Below are 19,666 nucleotides of genomic sequence, written 5' to 3'. Positions count from 1 at the left end.
AATCATTTGAGTTTTTCTATCATGAATCTTTTCTGCTTTTTTGCCGCAGACAGGACATTTAACATGATCTATTTTATAGTCAGCTACAAAAACTAAATATTCCTCCGTTTTAATTAAATCTGTTGCAACTAGGTCTGGTAAATCCATTAAATCTGTGATAAGATTATTATGCATTTGCTTGACTCCTTTATTGAATTTTTGGTGTTGTAACTATTTAATTCAACGGAGCCAGGCAAATGCCTTTTTTATTTAGATATTTTTAGATTTACAGTTTTTTCTTCACAACATTAATTATACAACCAATTATTCTACCTTTATTTACACCTCGCAGTTTGCTTCTGGCTTTAATTAAAAGGCGATGAGCCATAACAGGTTGAGCCAGTGCTTTAATATCATCTGGCAGAACATAATCTCGACCATTAAGTAAAGCCCATGCCTGTGATATCTTTAGTAAAGCAATGCTGGCCCGGGGACTTGCTCCTAACTCAAGCTCACTATGTTCTCTACTTTTAGCAACTAGATTAACAATATAATTAGTTAACTTAGGTGCTAAATAAATATTTTTACATAATTTTTGTAATTCAATAAACTCAGCAGCTGTTATAACAGCATTTAACTGTTCAATTGGATGCTGTAGTCGAAGTGCTGTTAACATTTTAGCTTCAGCATCCTGATCAGGATAGCCAGGTTTAAGCTTAATTAAAAAGCGATCCAGCTGAGCCTCTGGCAGTGGAAAAGTACCATCATATTCAATCGGATTTTGAGTTGCCACAACCAAAAAAGGCGTAGGCAGCTGACGGCTTTTACCCTCAACCGTTAACTGCTTTTCAGCCATACTTTCTAATAAAGCAGCTTGAGTACGTGGGGTAGCTCGATTAATTTCATCTGCTAAAACTACTTGCGCTAAAATTGGGCCAGCTCTAAATTCAAATTGGTTCGTTTTTTGATTATAAATTGAAACACCAGTAATATCAGACGGTAATAAGTCAGGAGTAAATTGAATTCTATTGAATGAACAGCCGACTGAAATAGCTAGTGAACGAGCCAAAATTGTCTTGCCAACACCCGGTACATCTTCTAATAAAATATGTCCTTCTGCCAACATAGCTGCTAGAGCAAGTTTAATTATATCCTTTTTACCAATAATCACTTTTTCTATGTTAGCAATTATTTGATCCAACTTTTCTTTTGCTTCAACTATCTTTGCTGCTGCAATCTGCTTTGCCAAATTAATTCACCCATTTCATTAATTTCATATGAATTAAATTTTCTTATTTTTTTCTAATTGTCTAATACTGGAACAGTTAAACTTCCCTGTGGTAAAATATAAGCACTATAGTTTGAATTATATTTCTGCTCTACATAGTTAATAGCTTCCTGTAAAGAATTAGCTTTACGAGCAAAAATATTTTTCGTTGCTGAACTACTGAGCTGAGAAATTAAAATTATCTCTTTTTTAAGTGCAACTTTAGAAATAGCAAAAGCTTTATGACCCCCAAGCAAAAATCCATTTGCTATTCTAGTCATGTTATCTACTGGTTTAATAGCTTCATCCATCCATTTTTTAAATGTTCTTTCTCCATAACCTTCACTGCATTCTGCTAGCCAGATTATTGTTCCCCTGCTTTTAACTGCCTGATCAGCATGGTCCAGTGCTTTTTGAGCTTGGTATATGTTAATATCACGTGGAAATCCTCCTGAACTAACTATTGCTACTTCAGCTTTTTCCTGAAGAGGCAAATGATACATCTCAGCTGAAGTAGCTATCCCAGCTTGCCAGGCTTTCTGACAATCTCCTGCTACTACCTGTACGATCTCTCTTTTGCTATTAGTCACTACATTCAAAATAAAATCAACTCCAACTAAAGCAGCAGCTTCAAACATTTCTTGACTAATTGGATTATCAGATAAAGCTGGCTGTTGGTCCAGTACTTTAGCCATCATAGCATGGTTATTCTGAATAGTCTGGCGACCAGCAACCCCTGGTAAAATAGATTTCCTACCACCTGAAAATCCTGCCATATAATGAGGAAGAATCACGCCAGTAGTAATCAAAAAATCCGCCTCTGCTACCTGGCGATTAAGCTTTAGAATATTACCGGTACTTAAGCTACCTAATTCAATAAGATCATGCTCACAATTATGAAAAATAAAGTTATAATTATCTACTATTTTATTACCAAAAATTTCTCTATTCTGAGCAGCTGAATGGGCAGCATGAACTCCTGTAGCAATCACAAAAGTTATTGCTTTTTTTCTTATCCCAGCTGCGGCAAGCTTATCTAAAAGCGGTGGCAGTAAATATTGATAAGGAGTATAGCGGGTTACATCATTAACTACTATTACAACTTTATTCAATTCTTTATTCTGCTGCTTTTTTGCCAGCAGCTGTGCCAAAGAAGCTGTTCCAATTGGATTTTCTAAAGCACTTGCTACTTCATCTAAAGGAGAATCTAGGCCTGGCTTCTCAGCTGCAGTAAGAACTGCTTTAACTCTATCAGCCGCCAACTCAAATTCAAGTTTTGATCTTCCATATTTTAATTCCATCTGTCCACTCCATTTTCAAGTCTGCTCAAGATAATACAGTTTACTAATTAATATCATTACTTAATTCTATTCAAAGCTCAAACAAGCTAAGCTTTAGTTTTCCCAGCTTTTAAGATAATCTTCCTGTTCTGAACTTAGCTGATCAATTGTTAATCCCAATGATTTCAACTTATATTCAGCTACCTGTCTATCTAATTGAGTTGGAACTTTATAAACCTTATCTGCTAAGTCAGTTTGTTCAACTAAATATAATAATGATGATAACTGCAGAGCAAATGTCATATCCATAATTTCAGCTGGATGACCATCTCCAGCAGCCAAGTTAACCAGACGACCTTCTGCCAGCAAATAAACTTTTCTACCATCAGAAAATTCATATTTCATAATATTATTTCTTGCTTCTTCTACTTTAACTGCTAATTTATTTAAAGCTGGTTTAGAGACTTCTACATCAAAATGTCCCGCATTTGCTAAAATAGCTCCATCTTTAATTACTTTAAGCGCTGCAGTTGAAATTACATCTTTGCAACCTGTAACAGTTACAAAAATATCTCCCCGCTGAGCAGCTTCTTCCATTGGCATTACCTGGAAACTATCCATCCAGGCCTCACTAGCCTTAATCGGATCAATTTCTGTAACAATTACCCGTGCTCCAAGGCCTTTAGCCCGCATAGCAACACCTTTACCACACCAACCATAACCAGCAACAACTACTGTTTTTCCAGCAACAACTAAATTAGTAGTTCGCATAATTCCGTCCCAGACTGACTGTCCTGTACCATAACGATTATCAAATAATGATTTACAATCAGCATCATTAACTGCCATCATGGGAAAAGATAAAGTGCCATCTGCTTCCATAGCTTCCAGACGATGAATCCCTGTCGTAGTTTCTTCTGCTCCCCCAATAATATTAGCTAATAATTCTCGCCGAGAAGTATGAAGAGTCTCAACCATGTCACCACCATCATCAATAATTAAATCTGGTTTAAGATCAAGCACTTTGTTTAAATGCTCTTTATATTCAGCTGGAGTTGAACCATACCAGCTATGAACTTCGACACCATGTGCAGCTAAACCTGCAGCAACATCATCCTGAGTTGAAAGTGGATTACTACCCGCAATTGCTACTTCTGCTCCTAATTGTTTAATTACATAAGCTAAGTAAGCTGTTTTTGCTTCTAGATGTAAACAAATAGCTACTTTCTTGCCAGCCAGAGGCTGAGCAGATTTTTGCTCTGCTAAAATTTGATTTAAAATATCCATTTTATCTGCTACCCACTGAATTTTTTTCCAACCAGATGCTGCTAAACCTGGATTCCTAAGCGTTGACTTCTTAGACATAATTTTCCTCCTTAATATATAATATAAAATAATCATTAAATTTATCCAGCAAAAATATAGTTTAAAATTTACTTTAATTATATTTTATCATAGATTACTTCAATAAAAAGCAATAATTATCAGATAGTTATTTTTTATCTTGACATTTTTAAGTTTAAACTGGCTATTTAAGCATTTTATTTATATAATTATTGATAAATAAGTTAGATTTAATTTCTAATTAGTTTTATTGGTAAATTTAAAATCAAACCGGGGAGGTAAAATATGAAGAAAAAAATTAGTGTAACCATAATTATTTTTTTAATTCTGGTAGTTGGTAGTTATTTTTACTTACAGACAGATAAAAAAGAAAAAATTGTTAAAGAAGAAACTCCAGAAATTGGAATAGAAGTAGGACAACAAGCACCAGATTTTGAACTTTTTAATTTGAGTAATCAGCCAGTTAAGTTGAGCGATTATCGAGGAAAAAAAGTTTTGCTTAATTTCTGGGCCAGCTGGTGTCCTCCTTGCCGTCAAGAAATGCCTGATCTCCAAAAGTTATTTAAAAATAATCAAACTGAGATAAACATAGTTGCAGTCAATATTGGTGAAGATAAAGCAACAGTTTTTGATTATGCTCTCAGCAACAAACTTTCTTTTCCTATTTTATTAGATAGTAATCGGTCAATTAGTCAGCAATATCTAGTCAGAGGGATACCAAGCAGTTATTTTTTAGATGAAAATGGAATTATTATTAATCAAACAGTAGGAGCAATGAGTTATCAAAAAATGACTGAACTTGCTCAATTAGAATAATAAAAAATTAGCCCGGAAAAGATATCTTCTCCGGGCTAAAGTTAATCAATATTTATTAATAAATTTATTTAAGCAAGATCTACTACTACACTATCTACTAGCTTATCATGCCAGGCCTGATTTTTTTCGTCAATTAGAATCCAGATATAACCTAGGCTAAATACTAACCCAGAAATCCATTTACCAACTGTTTCTCTAATTAGCATTCCAAAAAAGTTTAACGGCACTTGAGTTTCCCGTTTAACAACCTGCATCTTTAATAACTTTTTGCCAATAGTCTGACCTTTAGCAAATAAAATTATCTGATAAATAAAAATTACTACCATAACAACAAAAGATAAAATCATTCCTATAATATCATTATTATAACCAATAAAGCTGGTAATTGTTAGTAAAATAAATGGTATAAAATAATCAACCAAAGTTGCCATTAACCTTCTAATTGGTACTGTTAATTGCATAGTTAATCCTCTCCTTGTTAATAAATTTTTAAAATTGAATCTTGTCTTAACTCCTTCCTTTAAATAATAGCAGACGAAAATATACCTAATTATACCAAAAAAAGTTTAAAGTTTAAATATCTTTTTTATGTTTTATAATTTAAAATTGCTTATTTTATAAAATATTAAATCCAAAAAAAGCTGAACTTCTGGGTAGAAGTTCAGCTTTTTAGTAAATTAATATCAAGTCTTAAAATTAAAATAAACTTAATTAACTAAAAAATAAAAAACAAATACTATTCCTAAAATATAAACTAACCAGTGCACATCTTTACCTTTACCAGTAAACAATTTTATAACTGGATATACTATAAAGCCAAGAGCAATTCCATTTGAAATAGAATAAGTGAGCGGCATAGCAGCGATAGTAACAAAGGCAGGTAATATTTCAGTAAAATCATCCCAGTCCAATTTAGTTATATTACCCATCATCATGGTTCCAACAATAATTAAAGCTGGTGCTGTTGCAGCACTTGGAACTATACCAATTAAAGGTTTAAAAAACAAAGATAAGAAAAATAAAATTGCCACTACTATACCAGTTAAACCTGTTCTACCACCTTCAGCAACTCCAGAAGCAGATTCTACATAAGTAGTTACAGTGCTAGTTCCGAATAAAGCGCCACCTGTAGTACCGATTGCATCAGCAAGTAAAGCTTTACTTGCTTTTGGTAAATCACCATTTTCATCAAGGTAGCCGGCTTGCTGACTTACACCAACCAATGTTCCAGCAGTATCAAACATATCAACAAATAAGAATGAAATTAAAACTCCTACCATCCCAAGATCAAGTGCTGAACGTAAATCAAATTTAAATAATACTTCAGACCAATCAGCAAATTTAGGCATAGCAACTACACCATTAAATGATGGAGTAACTCCATTCAGCCAACCGATTGCTGTTGAAATTAGAATTCCCCAGAGAAGAGCACCTTTTACATTTTTAGCATGCAAAACCCCTGTCACTAAAAGTCCCACTAGAGCAATTAAAGCAGGTCCTGATAAAACATCACCAATTGCAACTAAAGTTGCTGGATCATCAATTGCTATCCCGGCATTCTGAAAGCCAATAAAAGCAATAAATAAACCAATTCCGGTACTAATCCCAGTTTTTAAAGCCATTGGAATATTATTAACTATCATTTCTCTAACCGGAGTCACACTTAAAATAATAAAAATTATACCTTCTATTAAAATAACACCTAAAGCTGTCTGCCAGCTAACTCCCATCCCAATTACAACAGAATAAGCAAAAAAAGCATTAAGTCCCATTCCAGAAGCAAGTGCAAAAGGATAATTAGTTAAAAATGCCATTGCTAAAGTACCGAGCACTGCTCCCATAATAGTAGCAATAAAAACGCCATCAAAAGGCATTCCTGCATCACTTAAAATAGTTGGATTAACAAAAATAATATAAGCCATAGTCATAAAAGTTGTAAATCCAGCTATAACTTCAGTCTTAACATCTGTCTTATTTTTCTTTAGCTGAAAAAAATTTTCCATAAAACCATTATTAGAACTCATCAATAATTTCCTCCTTATTTTTTAAATCAAAACAGAATTAAATCAGCTGACAGCTAAAAATAAATCAAATATCTTTTTTTAGTTAGACATTAAAAAAACTCAAAAGATTAAATTCCAGACTATGGGGGAATTTAAATCTCTTGAGTTAAATCTTTAAATCAAGCACAGCAAATTACTAAATTCAGGCAATAAAAAATAGGTCTTTACCTAAATAAGTAATTCAAGCTGAAAGCTACATAAATATACTCCCCTCATAGTTGCCAGTTATCGGTAGGCACTAGAAAGTCGTGAACCATCTTATCACAATTATATGAGGTATTATTTTATTTTAATTTTATATTCTAACTAAATTTCAGAAATAAAATATCAACTTAACTTTAATTCCATATATAATTATAGATAATGTTAGTCAAATTGTCAATATTGTTTTAAACTCTAAGGTTTTTAATATATTTTTTGACCGCTAATTTATCGTAATACCAGCTTTCAATTTATTTTTTTCAATATCTTTTTCAAGCTGCTAGTCTGTTATCTCTATTTCATAATCAGAGCTAATTTCTGCATTAAGAGAATTACTGGCTGAACAATATTTTTCCTGTGATAATTCAATTGCTCTAGCTACCTTTTTATCAGTTAAATTTTTACCTTTTAGCTTATAGTGAATCTTTATTTTAGTAAATCGGCGGGGGATTTCTGCTGCTCTTTCAGCCTCTACTTCAAGTTCAAAACTTTCTAACTCAACTTTCATTTTCTTTAAAATAAGTACAATATCAATACCTGTACAGCCAGCAAGCCCGCTTAACATTACCTCCATAGGACGAGGACCTTTGTTTTGGCCCCCACTTTCTGGATTAGCATCTAACATCAATTTATGACCTGAAGGAAAATTACTATTAAAAGCTAGCCCATCTTCCCAGTTAACATTAATTTGCATTTTCAATTCCTCCACTTAATCTGTTGGTGAGCAATCAGAACAAGGTTTTTTAATTTCACCTTGAATATTACGCTGCCCTCTTTTATGTCGCATTTTTTTGCCACATTTAGGACAATGACCCGGTCTGACAACTCTATAGTCTCCACCTGCAAACTTAATTGCTTTACCACAGGTTAAAGCTTCTGCTGCTTTCTGACGAGCAGATGTTAACACTCGTTGAAAAGTAGGCCGAGATACATTCATTAGGCGAGCTGCTTCCTCCTGTTTTAAACCTTCAACATCTTTTAAACGCAGAGCTTCTACTTCTTCCATTGTTATTTCTACTACTTCCAACTGATGTCCAGGAACTCCAGCTGGTTTAAAAAATTTTATTTCTGGTAATTGCTCTATTAAGCGATCTTTTGTTGGACGAGCCATAGTTTTCACTCCTGTTACCTTATTTAATGTTTAGTAAAATACTTATATATACTAATTATACCAAATAAATGCCCAAACAACAAAAGCTTATAATTTCTTTTCTGCTACCATACCTAAAATGGCTACTGCATCTTTAGGACCAGAATAAGGGGGAGCATAAGCTAAATCAAGTTGGAAAAGATCATTAGCAGTTAATTGTTGGCTAATTGCAGTCACCAGAACATCAATTCTCTTATCAGTGCCTGCACCACCAATAACTTCTGCTCCAACAATAACACCTGTCTGCTGATTGAATATACCACGCAGATGAATTTCTTCTCTTCCAGGATAATAGCTAGCATGATTAGGCGCTTTAATCTTAACTGCAGCTGTTTCAATTCCAGCTGATTTAGCTTCTTCTTGAGTTAGTCCAGTTCGAGCAGCAGTTAGATCAAATATTTTAGTTATACTAGTTTTAATTATTCCCTTATGAACAGAATCACCACCAGCTGCATTTTCACCAGCTACTCGTCCCTGTTTATTAGCAGTTGAGCCAAGTGGTACCCAGACCGGTTTATCAATTAATAAATCTAAAGATTCTGCACAGTCACCAGCTGCATAAATATCAGCTAAATTTGTTGCCAATTTTTCGTCCACTGCAATAGCTCCACTTGCTCCAAGCTCTATACCAGCTGTTTCTGCCAGCTGAGAATTAGCTTTAATCCCAATGGAAAGCAGGACTAAATCTGCTGCTATTTCCTTACCTTCAGCTGTAAAAACTTTTTCTACACTTCCACTTCCCATAAAATGATCTACACCATCGCCCAGAATTAAATCAACCCCCTGATCTTTTAAATGTTTTTCTAACAGAGCTGCCATTTCTGAACTAAACTGTGGTAAAACTTGTTCCTGCATTTCTACAACAGTAACTTTAAGCCCCAATTTGCTAAATGCTTCTGCCATTTCTAAGCCAATTAAACCTGCACCAATAATTACAACTTTAGACGTATCAGCTGTCTTGAGCATTGCTTTTATTTTCTCTGCGTTAGCAACTGAGCGCAAGGTGAAAATATTTTCCAGATCTATCCCTGGTAATGGGGGCTTAATAGGCGAAGCACCTGTACTAATAATTAATTTATCATAACTATAACTTCCTGTAGTTGAGTTAGTTAAATCTTGATAATCAATTGTTTTTTGTCCGGGATTAATAGCAGTTACTGTATGTTTCAATTTAACTTCGACTCCATATTTTTCTTTAAATTCTCCAGCTGTATTCATAATCAATTTATCTTTAGTTTCTGTCACCCCAGAAATATAATAAGGCAAACCACAACCAGCATAGGAAATATCAGATCCCTGCTCGAAAATAACTATTTCAGCTTCAGGATTAGTTCTACTTGCTTTTGCAGCAGCACTTGTTCCAGCAGCTACTCCACCAATTATTGCTATTTTCATTATCTACTTCCTCCTTTAAAACTAATTATGATTAATAAAACTAAATTTGACAGGCAGTTTTTTCGACTACTTTAAATAGCGTGTTATTTACTGTACCTTCAGCCGGCTTTGCAATAGCAGCCAAATTAGTAAATGTCTGCTGTAAAGAGGGGCTAATAAATCCAGATGGTAAATAACAGTCTAGCTCAGCTTGAACAAAATCAAAATGACGTATTGCTAATTCAGCTGCTGTTAGTGATTTCAGGGCACAACTTCCTTTAGCACCATCACAATAAACACCACTGGTATCACTAATCAAATTATTAATAGCAGCCTCTATTTTATCTGTTTTATCTGCTAGATAAAGTAAAGCTCCCAGGACACCTGGTGCTGCAGCATAAAACAAACCGCATAAGGCTGACAGCCTACCCAAATATATTTTAGCATAGTGGCCAATTAAATGAGCCAGCATAGTAGCTTTAAAAATTTTTTCTTCACTTAAATCAAAATAATATTGAGCACTATAATAAGTAACCAGAGAAATAAATATACCCTGATTACCACTTCCAGAAGAAGCTAAAGCTGGTGATGGTACCCCGGCCATTCTAGCACCAGTTCCATCAGCTGCTAAGGCAGAAATCTCATTTATTTTACTAAAACCAGGACGCTGACGATATTTCTGACCAACTTGAGGTCCAATTTCCTGCTGACCAGCCTGTGCAATAACTGAATTTAATTTAAACCCATCCTTTAATAATTGCAAATGTTCTTTAGAAAATTCAGTTTCTATTAAATTTATTAGTTCTTTAATTCCCATCTCCTTTAACTGCTGATCTACTCGGGCCAGTTCCTGGCTAGCAGCGGACTGCTGTTCTGCCTGATAAACCAATTCCTCGTCTACTTTTATTTCTACCAAATGATCATGACTGCCTTTAATTAAAGAGCTGACCTGATTATCAGCAGTTATTATAGCCTCCACATAAACTGGCTCTTTATCTTCTAAAACTTCAAATTTTATTTTTTCAATTATTTCTAAGGCAGGTGCTAACTTTGCTTGAAGATCTGCCAATACAGTCAACTTCCTACTACGCGCATTTTTAGCAAAGTAGCCAAGAGCTGCTGCAGTCTTATTACCATAATATTTACTAATACCAGGTAAACCTGTTGACATACCATTTTTATAAACAAATCCATCCAATTTAAGCTTAATTTCCTGCAAATCACCAATGCTGTATTCTGCAGCCGCAGCCACAGCATAGGCAACTGCACCTGGTTCTGTACATCCCTGAGCTAATAGTAATTCATTTTTTGCAAAAAAATCAAGTAATCCTGTCATCTAATCACCTCTAAATTTAGATTCTACTCCTAAATATTCGCTACTTTATATGATCTTATAATTCAAAAGTAATTATTACGCAAATTAAAAACAAATAAATAATTACTAATTAAAAACAGATTAACACTTACTATAGTAATATTCTAGATTCATACTTTACTTCCTGTTAATCAATTAAGTTATTATTTTCTCATTAATAAAATTTATCTTTTAAATTATTTCTTAATTAATCTTAAATTTATTTTCAAAAAAGCTTGACTCATACTATATGTTATGCTATTATATTTAATGCAGTCAACAAATTTTTGTGTGTTTTGCCCTCATCGTCTAGGGGTCTAGGACACCAGGTTTTCATCCTGGCGGCAGGGGTTCGAATCCCCTTGAGGGTGCCAATTTGTAAGTAAGACAGCCATTAGGCTGTCTTTTTTTTATGTTTAAAATTAATTTAATACTTATATTTATGGTAAGTAATAAGCAATTAATTTATAATCATTTGAATAATAAATAGTTTTAAACTGACCAGATAATTCATTGTTTTCTATCTCAGTTAAATTCAAGTCCTGCCAATCATCCTGGTCAACTAAAATAATAGCTTTTTTTCTCTGGCTAAGATACTCAATTAAATTGCTTTCACTACCTAAATCTTTAATCATAAAGTCTGTATAAACTGCCAATGACTCTGGCTGACCATAGCGATAAGCAATTATATTATGCTGACCAAAGCTTTTTTCTAAATTTATTAATTTTTCAGCTAAAGGAACTTTTGTGTACTCTGAGCTAGCGGCTGGAATAATTACTAATGAAAAATTGAGAATAAAAGTCAGGGCTAATCCTATTAACAAGGAGCTTATATAAACCATTTTTTTCTTTTTTAAAATTATAATTAAAATTGGAATGCTTATAATTAAAGCAATCAAAATTGGTTTTAATAGTATATTTAGATTATAACCAGCATAGTTTGCCGGCAGCAAATTAAAAGTAATTAACAGACCAAAAATAGTTAAAATTACTGGAACAATAACAAAATATCTAATTTCAGACTTATTTTTTAGCTCTTTAAATAAATAAGCAGTTAATAAAGCTGCTGCTGGATAAATAGGTAATAAATAAAATAGTAATTTACTACTAAAAAAAGAAAATAAAATTAAAGGAGCTAAAAACCAACTTAAAATAAACTTTAAAGCAGTTGATAACTCTTTCTTTTTAAAACAAAGATAAAACAAAGCTGCTATAAAAAACAAAGACCAGGGTAAAAAAGCAACTGGAAAAGTAACAAAATAATAATAAAATGGTTCAGTATGAATAAAAGAATTAGCAGCTCGTCCAAAGGTCTGCACAATTAATAGCTGATAAGCATAATCTTTACCGCCCACTAATAAAGCAGGTATTAGCCAGAGCAATAATATTCCGAAGAATATAAGCAGACCAGTTTTTAATTTCATATTTTTAAGTTCAGCCAGATTTCTTTCCCAAAATAAAAAAGTAGGTATAATGACTAAAGGCATCAAAAAACCAGCTGGGCCTTTAACAGTTATTGCAAGGGCCATCAAAAAATAAACTAGCAGATAATAATTGGTTTTTTTCTGCTGATAAGCTACATAAAAAAATATTAATGAGCCCCCAATTAAAACTGACATTATCAAATCCATTCTTACCATCACAGCAAAAACAAAAAATAAAATATTAGTAGCTAAAATTAAAGCTGCCAGCAGACCAGTCTGCTGTTCCCAAAACAACTTGCCGAGATAAAAAGTCATTATAATCATGCTTAAAGCTGCTATTAAGCTCGGAAATATCATTGCCAGAGTAGAGTAGTTACCAAATATTTTTTTGCTAAAGTTCAACAGCCAGAAATAGACTGGAGGTTTATCAGGATAAACTTCTCCTCCAAAATGAGGCACAAGATAATTACCTGTTACTGACATCTCCCGAGCTACCTCAACATAACGAAGTTCGTCACGATAGTGTAAATCCCGATTAAGAGCAGAGGGAAGATATAAGATACTACAACAAGCAAATAAAATAACTAGATAAATATAAGTGCGTTTGCGAAAAAATTTAGCTAAATCCAAGTAATTATTCCTCCTCACTATTATAAATTTATTATTTAAGATTATTTTCTTTTTTTTGGTTTTCATTTTCTTGCCTGATTAAATATAAATTACGCAAATAAATAAATGACCCTGTTGACTGGCCAAGAATAAAAACTGGATCCCGGCGGTGAATAGCATAAATTAATAAAATCACACTACCTCCAATACTAAAATACCAGAAAGAGACTGGCACAATGCTTTTCTTTGCCTTCTCAGAAGCCAACCACTGAATTATAAAGCGAATTGAAAACATCGCCTGGCCAGCTAGACCAATTAAAATCCAGACCATAAAATTTATTCCTCCTCAAGTTGATAATTAATTATTCTATTTTTCATCCATCTAACTGCAATAGTATCTAAAATACCACACCAGAGACGATTATTGATTCCATATTTGGAACTTCCGTGTTGGCGTTGGTGATGATTAACTTCAACTTCCTTGACTTGATAGCCAGTCATTTTTGCCAGAGTAGGATAAAATCTGTGCATACCCTGAAAAGGATAAAAATTAGCCTGTACTTCACTTCTAAAAATTTTTAATGGACAGCCAGTATCAGTTATTTCTTCTGCAGTAATTAGATTTCTAGCTCGATTAGCTATTAAGGAAGAAATTTTTTTAACCCAGCTATCATTCCTTTTACTTCTAATTCCGATTACCATATCATAGTCTTTTAAATAAGGAATTAATTTTTTGACATCTGCCGGATCAATCTGTAGATCAGCATCAAGTGTAGCTATGTATTTTGCTTCAGAACTTCTGAATCCAGCTAAAAAAGCGGCAGTCTGACCATTGTTTTCTGTAAAATGAAGTGCCTTTAAATTAGGATGTTTTTTTGCTAATTGATCAATTTGTTCACTGCTGCCATCCTGACTACCATCATCAACATAAACTAATTGACAATTATAATCTAATTCCGCAACAACAGTAATAATTCTGGCTGTTAAAGGTTTTAAATTTTGTAGTTCATTATAAACTGGAACTACAAAAGAAATATCATATTTATATTTATTCATATTCATTTTAATTACCCTCTTTATAATAATTAGTCTAGTCCGATAAATTATTTCTACTCAAAACAGAAAAAACTTTTTTAACAGATATTTTTTAGTTCTCAGTTAAAAGCAGCATTTTATTACTGCCCACCTGATATTGCTTTAACCGAAAATATTGCTGATATATATCTTTAAAAGAACTTTCTTCCCACTTATCAACATCATTAATAATTAGAATTTGCTTACCTGGTTTAGCTAAAAAATATTTAACTTCATTTTCATTTTCAAAAATATAATCATAATAAATACCAGTATAAAAGACAAAACCACTATCATTATTTAGTGAACCCCAGAGACCAATTTCAGCCTGTTTAGTATAAGCTGCCGCTAAATCATTGGCCAAATATCTTTCTGATTTAACCTGGTTTAGAGTCGGTAAGAAAATAGTCTTGAGCATAATAAGTAATATCACCCCAAATAAGACTATAAAACTAAAATTAAACTGAGCTGAACGAAACAGAGTTATAGTAATTAATATTAAAGATGTTATTATGAAAAGATATACTAGAGAATGATAGAAAAATACAAAGCCTGACTGCTGCTGTAAATTAATTTGAAACTGATCTGTAAGGAGATCTGTCCCCTGTAAATATAAATATATTCCTAGAAATAGAAATAAGATAGCCATAATTAAAGTTGGAATAATAATTGATTTATTATTTTTAATTTTACCATTGAAATGAAGTTTAAAAAACCAGGCAATTATAATAGCAGCAAAAGGATACAACTGCATTAAGTAAACTCCTCTTTTACTACCTACTAATGAAAAGACTAAAAAAATCACTAAAAATGAAACTATGGCATAATTAAGTAGGTCTGGTAAATTAGAACGTACCTTATACGAATAATAAAATCCTGGAATTAAAAACAAAGACCAGGGAAGTGCCTGCAGTGGAAAATTAATTAAATAATAATAAAAAGGCTGAGGATGCCCTTGACCACCTGTTGAATAACCAATCAGCTGATCAAAAACTGCTGTTTTTAGATAAGAATATCCAGCAATATGATAGGCTAAATATAACCAGATAATCCCAGGTAAAAATAAAAAGAAAAATGATCCTAACCAGGGAAACTTTTTAAGTCGATAAATATTTTTATGCAAAAAAAGATAGACTATAATTGTTAGCACAGGTAGAATAGAAATTGGACTTTTAATTAAAGTCCCTAATCCCATTAATAAAAATGCTAAATAAGTGGTCCAACGTTTTGACTGATAATTATCTCTATTTCTAAAAAGTAGCAGAGAAGCTAGGGTAGTACAAAAAAGTAATGGTATATCAAGATTAACCTTCATAGCCAACCAGAAAAAATTGATAGTTGTAGCTAAAATAATAAAGCTTAAGATTCCGGTTAAAAAATCAATCTCTTTTCTGACAAAATAAGTTAAAAAAGCAAGTAAAAGTACAGCTATAATTATACCAGGTAATCTCACAGAAGTTACTGAAAATCGGCCTATTAAAAGTCCACTTAAAGCAACTAAATTAAAATAGAGTGGAGGTTTTTCATAATAAGTTCGCTGATTTAATTGAGGAATTATCCAGTTGCCATTTAAGGCTGTTTCTCTAGCTACTTCTGCATAACGAGGTTCATCGGGTGACCAGAGATCATAACTCCAGCTATTCATAAAATATAATAAAAATATAATTACAATTAATGTTCCCAAGATAAGCTTTTGCTGAGTTTTGGTTTTAATTAATTTATCAATTAATTTCACTATTTATTGCCTCCTTTCTTAGTTAATATTGCTTACTAAAATTCAATTAAAAAAATTACGAACTTTTCTTTTTAATTTAACAAATGTTCTACGTCTGGCCCTGGCCCGCTGTAGTTCTTTTTGATAACCCTGCCAGTTTTTACCCGCATATTCTTTTAAAAAAATCTTCTGTTCGTGAGTAGTCAACTTCAAACGCTTAAGATCGGCAATTTTTTCTTTTCTTGCTAGATCAGTTTTAATCCGACCTCTATTTAAATCTATATAGAAAATTTCTGGCTGATTGGAAAAATTTTTAACTAATATATTGCCTGCATGCAGATCATTATGAACTATTCCAGCAGCATGCATTCTTTTTAACTCAGCTGCTAACTGAGGCATTAGTTCTGCTACTTTATAACGCTCAGGATGATCCATTTTTTTGGCAATATCGAGTAAATTAAAATCATAATTAAGATAATCAGTAATATAATAGCTATAAATAATTTCTTTGTTTTCAGCTCTTTTTTCAATTACAGCCAGCGGTTCTGGAGTCAATAGGCCAATTTCTTGCAAAGCGCGTGCAATTTTTAAAGAACGTACTGCTTTTGAATCTAAAAATCTGAATCTTAATTGATCATATTTTTTTTCTAAATGAAACTCCTTTACTGCAATATCTCTTTCTAAAATTGGATCAGTAAAACGACTAATTTTATTCCTTTTATTATAAAGTGTTTCTGCTTGATAATTTCCAGATTTATTCTCACAATGCTCAGCAATGAATTTATCCACCCAGATAGGATCCAAATCTGCCCTAACGATAACTTTAATCTCATCTTTAGTATAATTTATAAAAGAATTATTTTCCAAACTCATCTGCTAACATCCTTAATTTAGTCTATTTTAGTTTAAAAATAATCATTTAAAATCATTAAATTACTTTTAAAAAAGAATAATCAGTCTATAGTAAATTTATATAAATTAATCTGCTAAATAGATATCTTTCAACCAATCAACTTCTCTTTGCAGACCATCAGCAAAAGAACATTCAGGATAATAGTTCAATAATTTTTCTGCTTTAGTGGTGTCTGCTGATGTATGTCTGACATCACCTTTAACCTGATCAAGATAATTAATTTTTGTTTCCTGGCCAGTTAACTCTGCAATCAAATTTAAGGTATCATTAAGTACAATTCCTTTACCAGATCCTCCAATATTTATAATTTCACCTGCTGGTGCCTGCCTGGCAGCTAAAATATTAGCCCTTACTATATCGCCTACATAAGTAAAGTTACGACTCTGGTTGCCATCACCAAAAATGTCAATTTCCTTTCCTTCCAAAAAAGCTTTAATAAAAATATGAAAAGCCATATCAGGTCTTTGTCCTTCCCCATAAACAGTAAAATATCGCAGAGCAACTGTTGGGACTGCGAAGTTTTTATAATATAGATAACAAAGATTTTCAGCTGCCAATTTAGAAACTCCATAAGGTGAAACAGGCTGTAAGCGGTTGCTTTCCTGCATAGGTAATTGATCAGTATCTCCATAGACAGAGGAAGATGACGCATAAACAAACTTTTTTAGCTGTTTACTTGCTTTAGCGGCTTCTAAAAGTTTCTGGGTTAGCAAAACATTATTGCGATTATAAATTTCAAAATCTTTTCCCCAGCTAGAACGAACTCCTGCTTGGGCTGCCTGATGATATATGTAGTCAATATTCTTTAATAAATCGGAAAGATCAATTTCTAATAAATCTGCTTCAATAAATTCAAATTTCTGAGCACTTTGCAGTCCATTTAAATTTCTTTCTTTTAAGCTGCGCTGATAGTAATCAGTAAAGCAATCAACTCCAATTACTTCTTCTCCTTCTGCTAATAATCTTTTAACCAAATTTGAACCAATGAAACCCGCTGCACCTGTAACTAAATGTTTCAATTTATATTTCCTCCTTGATATTTATAATTGATTTTTTCTAGGTATGGATTTTCTTTAATAAATATTTGATCATTCTTTTTATAAATTCTCGCCAGCAGTTCTTGATTAGTTTTTGAAATAAACTTTTTAACCAATGCTGTATTGTCTGAAACTTTCAATAATTCTTCCAGAAAATGCTCAAAAGAAAAATTACGAATTTTTTCTTGCTCTAATGATAATAAAATCTTATGTTGAAATACAGCCAGCGATTTAGCCTTGTACTTAATTATAAGGAACTTTATAAATATTGTCAACATCAATCAAATTCACTTCTGGTTTTGAAGTTTTAGTATTTACAATAAAATTAACTGGGCTAGGGTCTTGATGCCAAAAATTATTTTTTAATAAGTTTTTCCACAGTAAAGCAAATTTTTTTGCAATTATTTCATCATTTTTCAGATTTCCTAAATCAGATTTAATAAAATCTTTAAGCAATAGTCCTTTAGACTCTTTCATAACAAAAATACTATCAAATGACCATAAAGACTTTCTATAAGTCAAAGCAGCTACCGGTTCAAAACTATCTATTCCAGATCTATTTAATAAAATGGTAGTAATAAAGTGTCTGACTGCTTCGGTTGGTCGAAATATATTTTTAATCTTTTTGACAAATTTAACTGGGAAATATTTTTTTAAAAAATAAAATTGGTTTTTATAGTTTAATTTCCAGACTTCTGTTCCTACTTTATCTGCTTTAATCAATTCAAAATTATGTTCTGAATCCTCTTTACTATAAAACAAAAAATTTATAATAATTTTTATTAGCTCAGGTTCAATTTTATTTTGTGAATAAACATTAATTCTATTATTGTATGTTTTTTTAGTAAGCATTTTAAAATTACTCCATTTAAATTATTCATCATAATTTTTTTTCTCAAATATTTTTTCTTCAATATTATCTATCATTTTTTTAAAAGTATATTTTTCAGCAGCAATTTCTGCTGATTTTTTGCCCATTTGGGATCGATCTTTATTTTCAATCATCTTAATTATTTTATTAGCAATATCAGTTGGATTCTTATCTTCAGCTAGATAGCCATTAACACCATCTTCAACAAATTCAGGAATCGTTATTGCTCGAGTTGATACTATTGGCAGACCGGCCATCATTGCTTCTAAAATCACCCAGGGAGAGCCACCTTCATAAATTGCAGTATGAACCATAAAATCAGCCTGTTTTAAAATAGATGGTATATCTTTTCTAAAGCCGGTAAAAATAATCTTGTCTTCTACTCCAAGCTCTTTAGCTCTTTGAATGTATTCATCTTCTTTTCCACCCAACTTACCAACAAATAAAACTTTAAAATTTTGATGCTCCTCTATAATTTCAGGCAGAGCCTCAATTAAATATTGTTGAGCTTTTTGACGACAGAGTCTACCAATATTTACTAATATTAATTCATTATCTTTTATACTGTATTCTTTTCTTATATCTGATTTGATCTCGGGATTTAAAAAATTGTCTTTCTTAACACCTTTATATACTAACTTTTGTTTGCTCTCATCTAAAACACCTTCTGGAATATCTTTCAAATTCATATCTCTAGTAATTTTAGATATCGACATAAAATCCGTAATAAAGTATTTTAAAAACAATCTATTGTAGAACTTATTTTTTATAGGCTTAGCAATTGCTCTGCGATAAATAATCTTTTTTGTTCCTGCCAATTTACCTGAAATTGAACCATATTTAAAATGAGAAGATTGAGCTAAAAATATAGCATCAATATTATTTTTTTTTAGATAATTAACTAAAAAACAAATCCTAAATGGATTTAAAAATGTTCCATCTCCAATATGATCAATTCCGGTAACATTAAATCCTTTTTCAATAGATTTATTATAAAATTTAGAATCATTTTGAGCTAAAATAAATACACGATAATTTCGCTGCTGTAAAGCAGCAGAGGTTTTATAAAACCAGGCTTCTAGCCCCCCCCAACCGCTTCCTGTATTTATAAATAAAATATTTTTTATCATAATAACATCCACCTTAAATTATATTATATATAAAATATGTTTTTTAAAATTAAAGATAATTTATAC

The 19,666-nt window shown here is 32.1% G+C and carries 19 protein-coding genes, 1 tRNA gene and 1 riboswitch; of the genes, 2 read left to right on the top strand and 18 right to left on the bottom strand.

The annotated features are described in order from the left end of the window. Positions 1 to 265: 265 nt before the first annotated feature. The 3 genes from BMZ74_RS04500 to BMZ74_RS04490 form a co-directional block, all read right to left on the bottom strand. Positions 266 to 1,228, bottom strand: coding sequence for an AAA family ATPase (locus BMZ74_RS04500; protein WP_245750812.1), 963 nt, complete (start codon positions 1,226 to 1,228; stop codon positions 266 to 268). A gap of 53 nt (positions 1,229 to 1,281) precedes the next feature. Further along, positions 1,282 to 2,547, bottom strand: a complete 1,266-nt coding sequence (larAH6, locus tag BMZ74_RS04495) for a nickel-dependent malate racemase, LarAH6 family (protein WP_089860376.1) — start codon at positions 2,545 to 2,547, stop codon at positions 1,282 to 1,284. 93 nt (positions 2,548 to 2,640) lie between these two features. After that, the gene (locus tag BMZ74_RS04490) at positions 2,641 to 3,891 is read right to left on the bottom strand and encodes an adenosylhomocysteinase (protein ID WP_089860373.1); all 1,251 of its coding nucleotides are present in this window, start codon (positions 3,889 to 3,891) and stop codon (positions 2,641 to 2,643) included. 264 nt (positions 3,892 to 4,155) lie between these two features. On the opposite strand from BMZ74_RS04490, the gene BMZ74_RS04485 reads away from it, so the two are divergent. Then, positions 4,156 to 4,686 (top strand): TlpA family protein disulfide reductase, encoded by a 531-nt coding sequence (locus BMZ74_RS04485; protein WP_089860370.1) that lies wholly within the window; start codon positions 4,156 to 4,158, stop codon positions 4,684 to 4,686. A 68-nt stretch (positions 4,687 to 4,754) separates the two neighbouring features. Here the strand turns inward: BMZ74_RS04485 and BMZ74_RS04480 are convergent, their stop codons facing one another. The 6 genes from BMZ74_RS04480 to BMZ74_RS04455 all read right to left on the bottom strand — a co-directional run bounded on the left by BMZ74_RS04480 (position 4,755) and on the right by BMZ74_RS04455 (position 10,810). Next, positions 4,755 to 5,147 (bottom strand): RDD family protein, encoded by a 393-nt coding sequence (locus BMZ74_RS04480; RefSeq protein ID WP_089860367.1) that lies wholly within the window; start codon positions 5,145 to 5,147, stop codon positions 4,755 to 4,757. Between the two features lie 246 nt (positions 5,148 to 5,393). Continuing rightward, on the bottom strand, positions 5,394 to 6,710 hold the full coding sequence (locus BMZ74_RS04475; protein ID WP_089860365.1) for an NCS2 family permease: 1,317 nt from the start codon (positions 6,708 to 6,710) through the stop codon (positions 5,394 to 5,396). Between the two features lie 234 nt (positions 6,711 to 6,944). Beyond that, a riboswitch (purine riboswitch) is annotated at positions 6,945 to 7,044 on the bottom strand. Positions 7,045 to 7,230: 186 nt separating this feature from the next. Continuing rightward, entirely contained in the window at positions 7,231 to 7,644 is a 414-nt protein-coding gene (locus BMZ74_RS04470; RefSeq protein ID WP_089860362.1) for an OsmC family protein, read from the bottom strand. A 15-nt stretch (positions 7,645 to 7,659) separates the two neighbouring features. Then, positions 7,660 to 8,061: a DUF134 domain-containing protein gene (locus BMZ74_RS04465; protein WP_089860361.1), complete on the bottom strand. Its 402-nt coding sequence runs from the start codon at positions 8,059 to 8,061 to the stop codon at positions 7,660 to 7,662. Between the two features lie 87 nt (positions 8,062 to 8,148). Continuing rightward, on the bottom strand, positions 8,149 to 9,495 hold the full coding sequence (locus tag BMZ74_RS04460) for an FAD-dependent oxidoreductase (protein WP_089860358.1): 1,347 nt from the start codon (positions 9,493 to 9,495) through the stop codon (positions 8,149 to 8,151). A gap of 40 nt (positions 9,496 to 9,535) precedes the next feature. Further along, on the bottom strand, positions 9,536 to 10,810 hold the full coding sequence (locus BMZ74_RS04455) for an L-serine ammonia-lyase, iron-sulfur-dependent, subunit alpha (RefSeq protein WP_089860355.1): 1,275 nt from the start codon (positions 10,808 to 10,810) through the stop codon (positions 9,536 to 9,538). Positions 10,811 to 11,126: 316 nt separating this feature from the next. Here BMZ74_RS04455 and BMZ74_RS04450 point away from each other — a divergent pair. After that, positions 11,127 to 11,202: transfer RNA gene (locus BMZ74_RS04450), tRNA-Glu, on the top strand. 66 nt (positions 11,203 to 11,268) lie between these two features. Here the strand turns inward: BMZ74_RS04450 and BMZ74_RS04445 are convergent. From BMZ74_RS04445 to BMZ74_RS04405, 9 genes are all read right to left on the bottom strand, one after another. Next, the gene (locus BMZ74_RS04445) at positions 11,269 to 12,882 is read right to left on the bottom strand and encodes an ArnT family glycosyltransferase (protein WP_177181360.1); all 1,614 of its coding nucleotides are present in this window, start codon (positions 12,880 to 12,882) and stop codon (positions 11,269 to 11,271) included. Between the two features lie 31 nt (positions 12,883 to 12,913). After that, the gene (locus tag BMZ74_RS04440) at positions 12,914 to 13,192 is read right to left on the bottom strand and encodes a lipid-A-disaccharide synthase N-terminal domain-containing protein (protein ID WP_089860349.1); all 279 of its coding nucleotides are present in this window, start codon (positions 13,190 to 13,192) and stop codon (positions 12,914 to 12,916) included. A gap of 5 nt (positions 13,193 to 13,197) precedes the next feature. Further along, complete coding sequence (locus BMZ74_RS04435; RefSeq protein WP_245750811.1) at positions 13,198 to 13,923, bottom strand: glycosyltransferase family 2 protein; 726 nt, start codon at positions 13,921 to 13,923, stop codon at positions 13,198 to 13,200. A gap of 85 nt (positions 13,924 to 14,008) precedes the next feature. Then, positions 14,009 to 15,670 carry an ArnT family glycosyltransferase gene (locus BMZ74_RS04430; RefSeq protein WP_089860347.1) on the bottom strand — a complete coding sequence of 554 codons (1,662 nt, stop codon included), beginning with the start codon at positions 15,668 to 15,670 and terminating at the stop codon, positions 14,009 to 14,011. A gap of 42 nt (positions 15,671 to 15,712) precedes the next feature. Further along, entirely contained in the window at positions 15,713 to 16,522 is an 810-nt protein-coding gene (locus tag BMZ74_RS04425; RefSeq protein WP_089860344.1) for a lipopolysaccharide kinase InaA family protein, read from the bottom strand. Positions 16,523 to 16,627: 105 nt separating this feature from the next. Beyond that, positions 16,628 to 17,581: an NAD-dependent epimerase/dehydratase family protein gene (locus BMZ74_RS04420; RefSeq protein ID WP_089860341.1), complete on the bottom strand. Its 954-nt coding sequence runs from the start codon at positions 17,579 to 17,581 to the stop codon at positions 16,628 to 16,630. Then, complete coding sequence (locus tag BMZ74_RS14465) at positions 17,578 to 17,739, bottom strand: hypothetical protein (RefSeq protein WP_177181359.1); 162 nt, start codon at positions 17,737 to 17,739, stop codon at positions 17,578 to 17,580. The genes BMZ74_RS04420 and BMZ74_RS14465 overlap by 4 nt, the downstream gene beginning before the upstream one ends. Before the next feature lie 103 nt (positions 17,740 to 17,842). Next, complete coding sequence (locus tag BMZ74_RS04410) at positions 17,843 to 18,451, bottom strand: AarF/UbiB family protein (RefSeq protein ID WP_089860334.1); 609 nt, start codon at positions 18,449 to 18,451, stop codon at positions 17,843 to 17,845. A 21-nt stretch (positions 18,452 to 18,472) separates the two neighbouring features. Further along, on the bottom strand, positions 18,473 to 19,600 hold the full coding sequence (locus tag BMZ74_RS04405) for a glycosyltransferase family 4 protein (protein WP_245750810.1): 1,128 nt from the start codon (positions 19,598 to 19,600) through the stop codon (positions 18,473 to 18,475). Positions 19,601 to 19,666 lie beyond the last annotated feature (66 nt).

Source organism: Halanaerobium salsuginis, assembly GCF_900114545.1.
GTDB classification, from domain to species: domain Bacteria; phylum Bacillota; class Halanaerobiia; order Halanaerobiales; family Halanaerobiaceae; genus Halanaerobium; species Halanaerobium salsuginis.
Note: the sequence above shows the minus strand (reverse complement) of the source record. Positions and strands in the feature narration are given on the sequence as shown.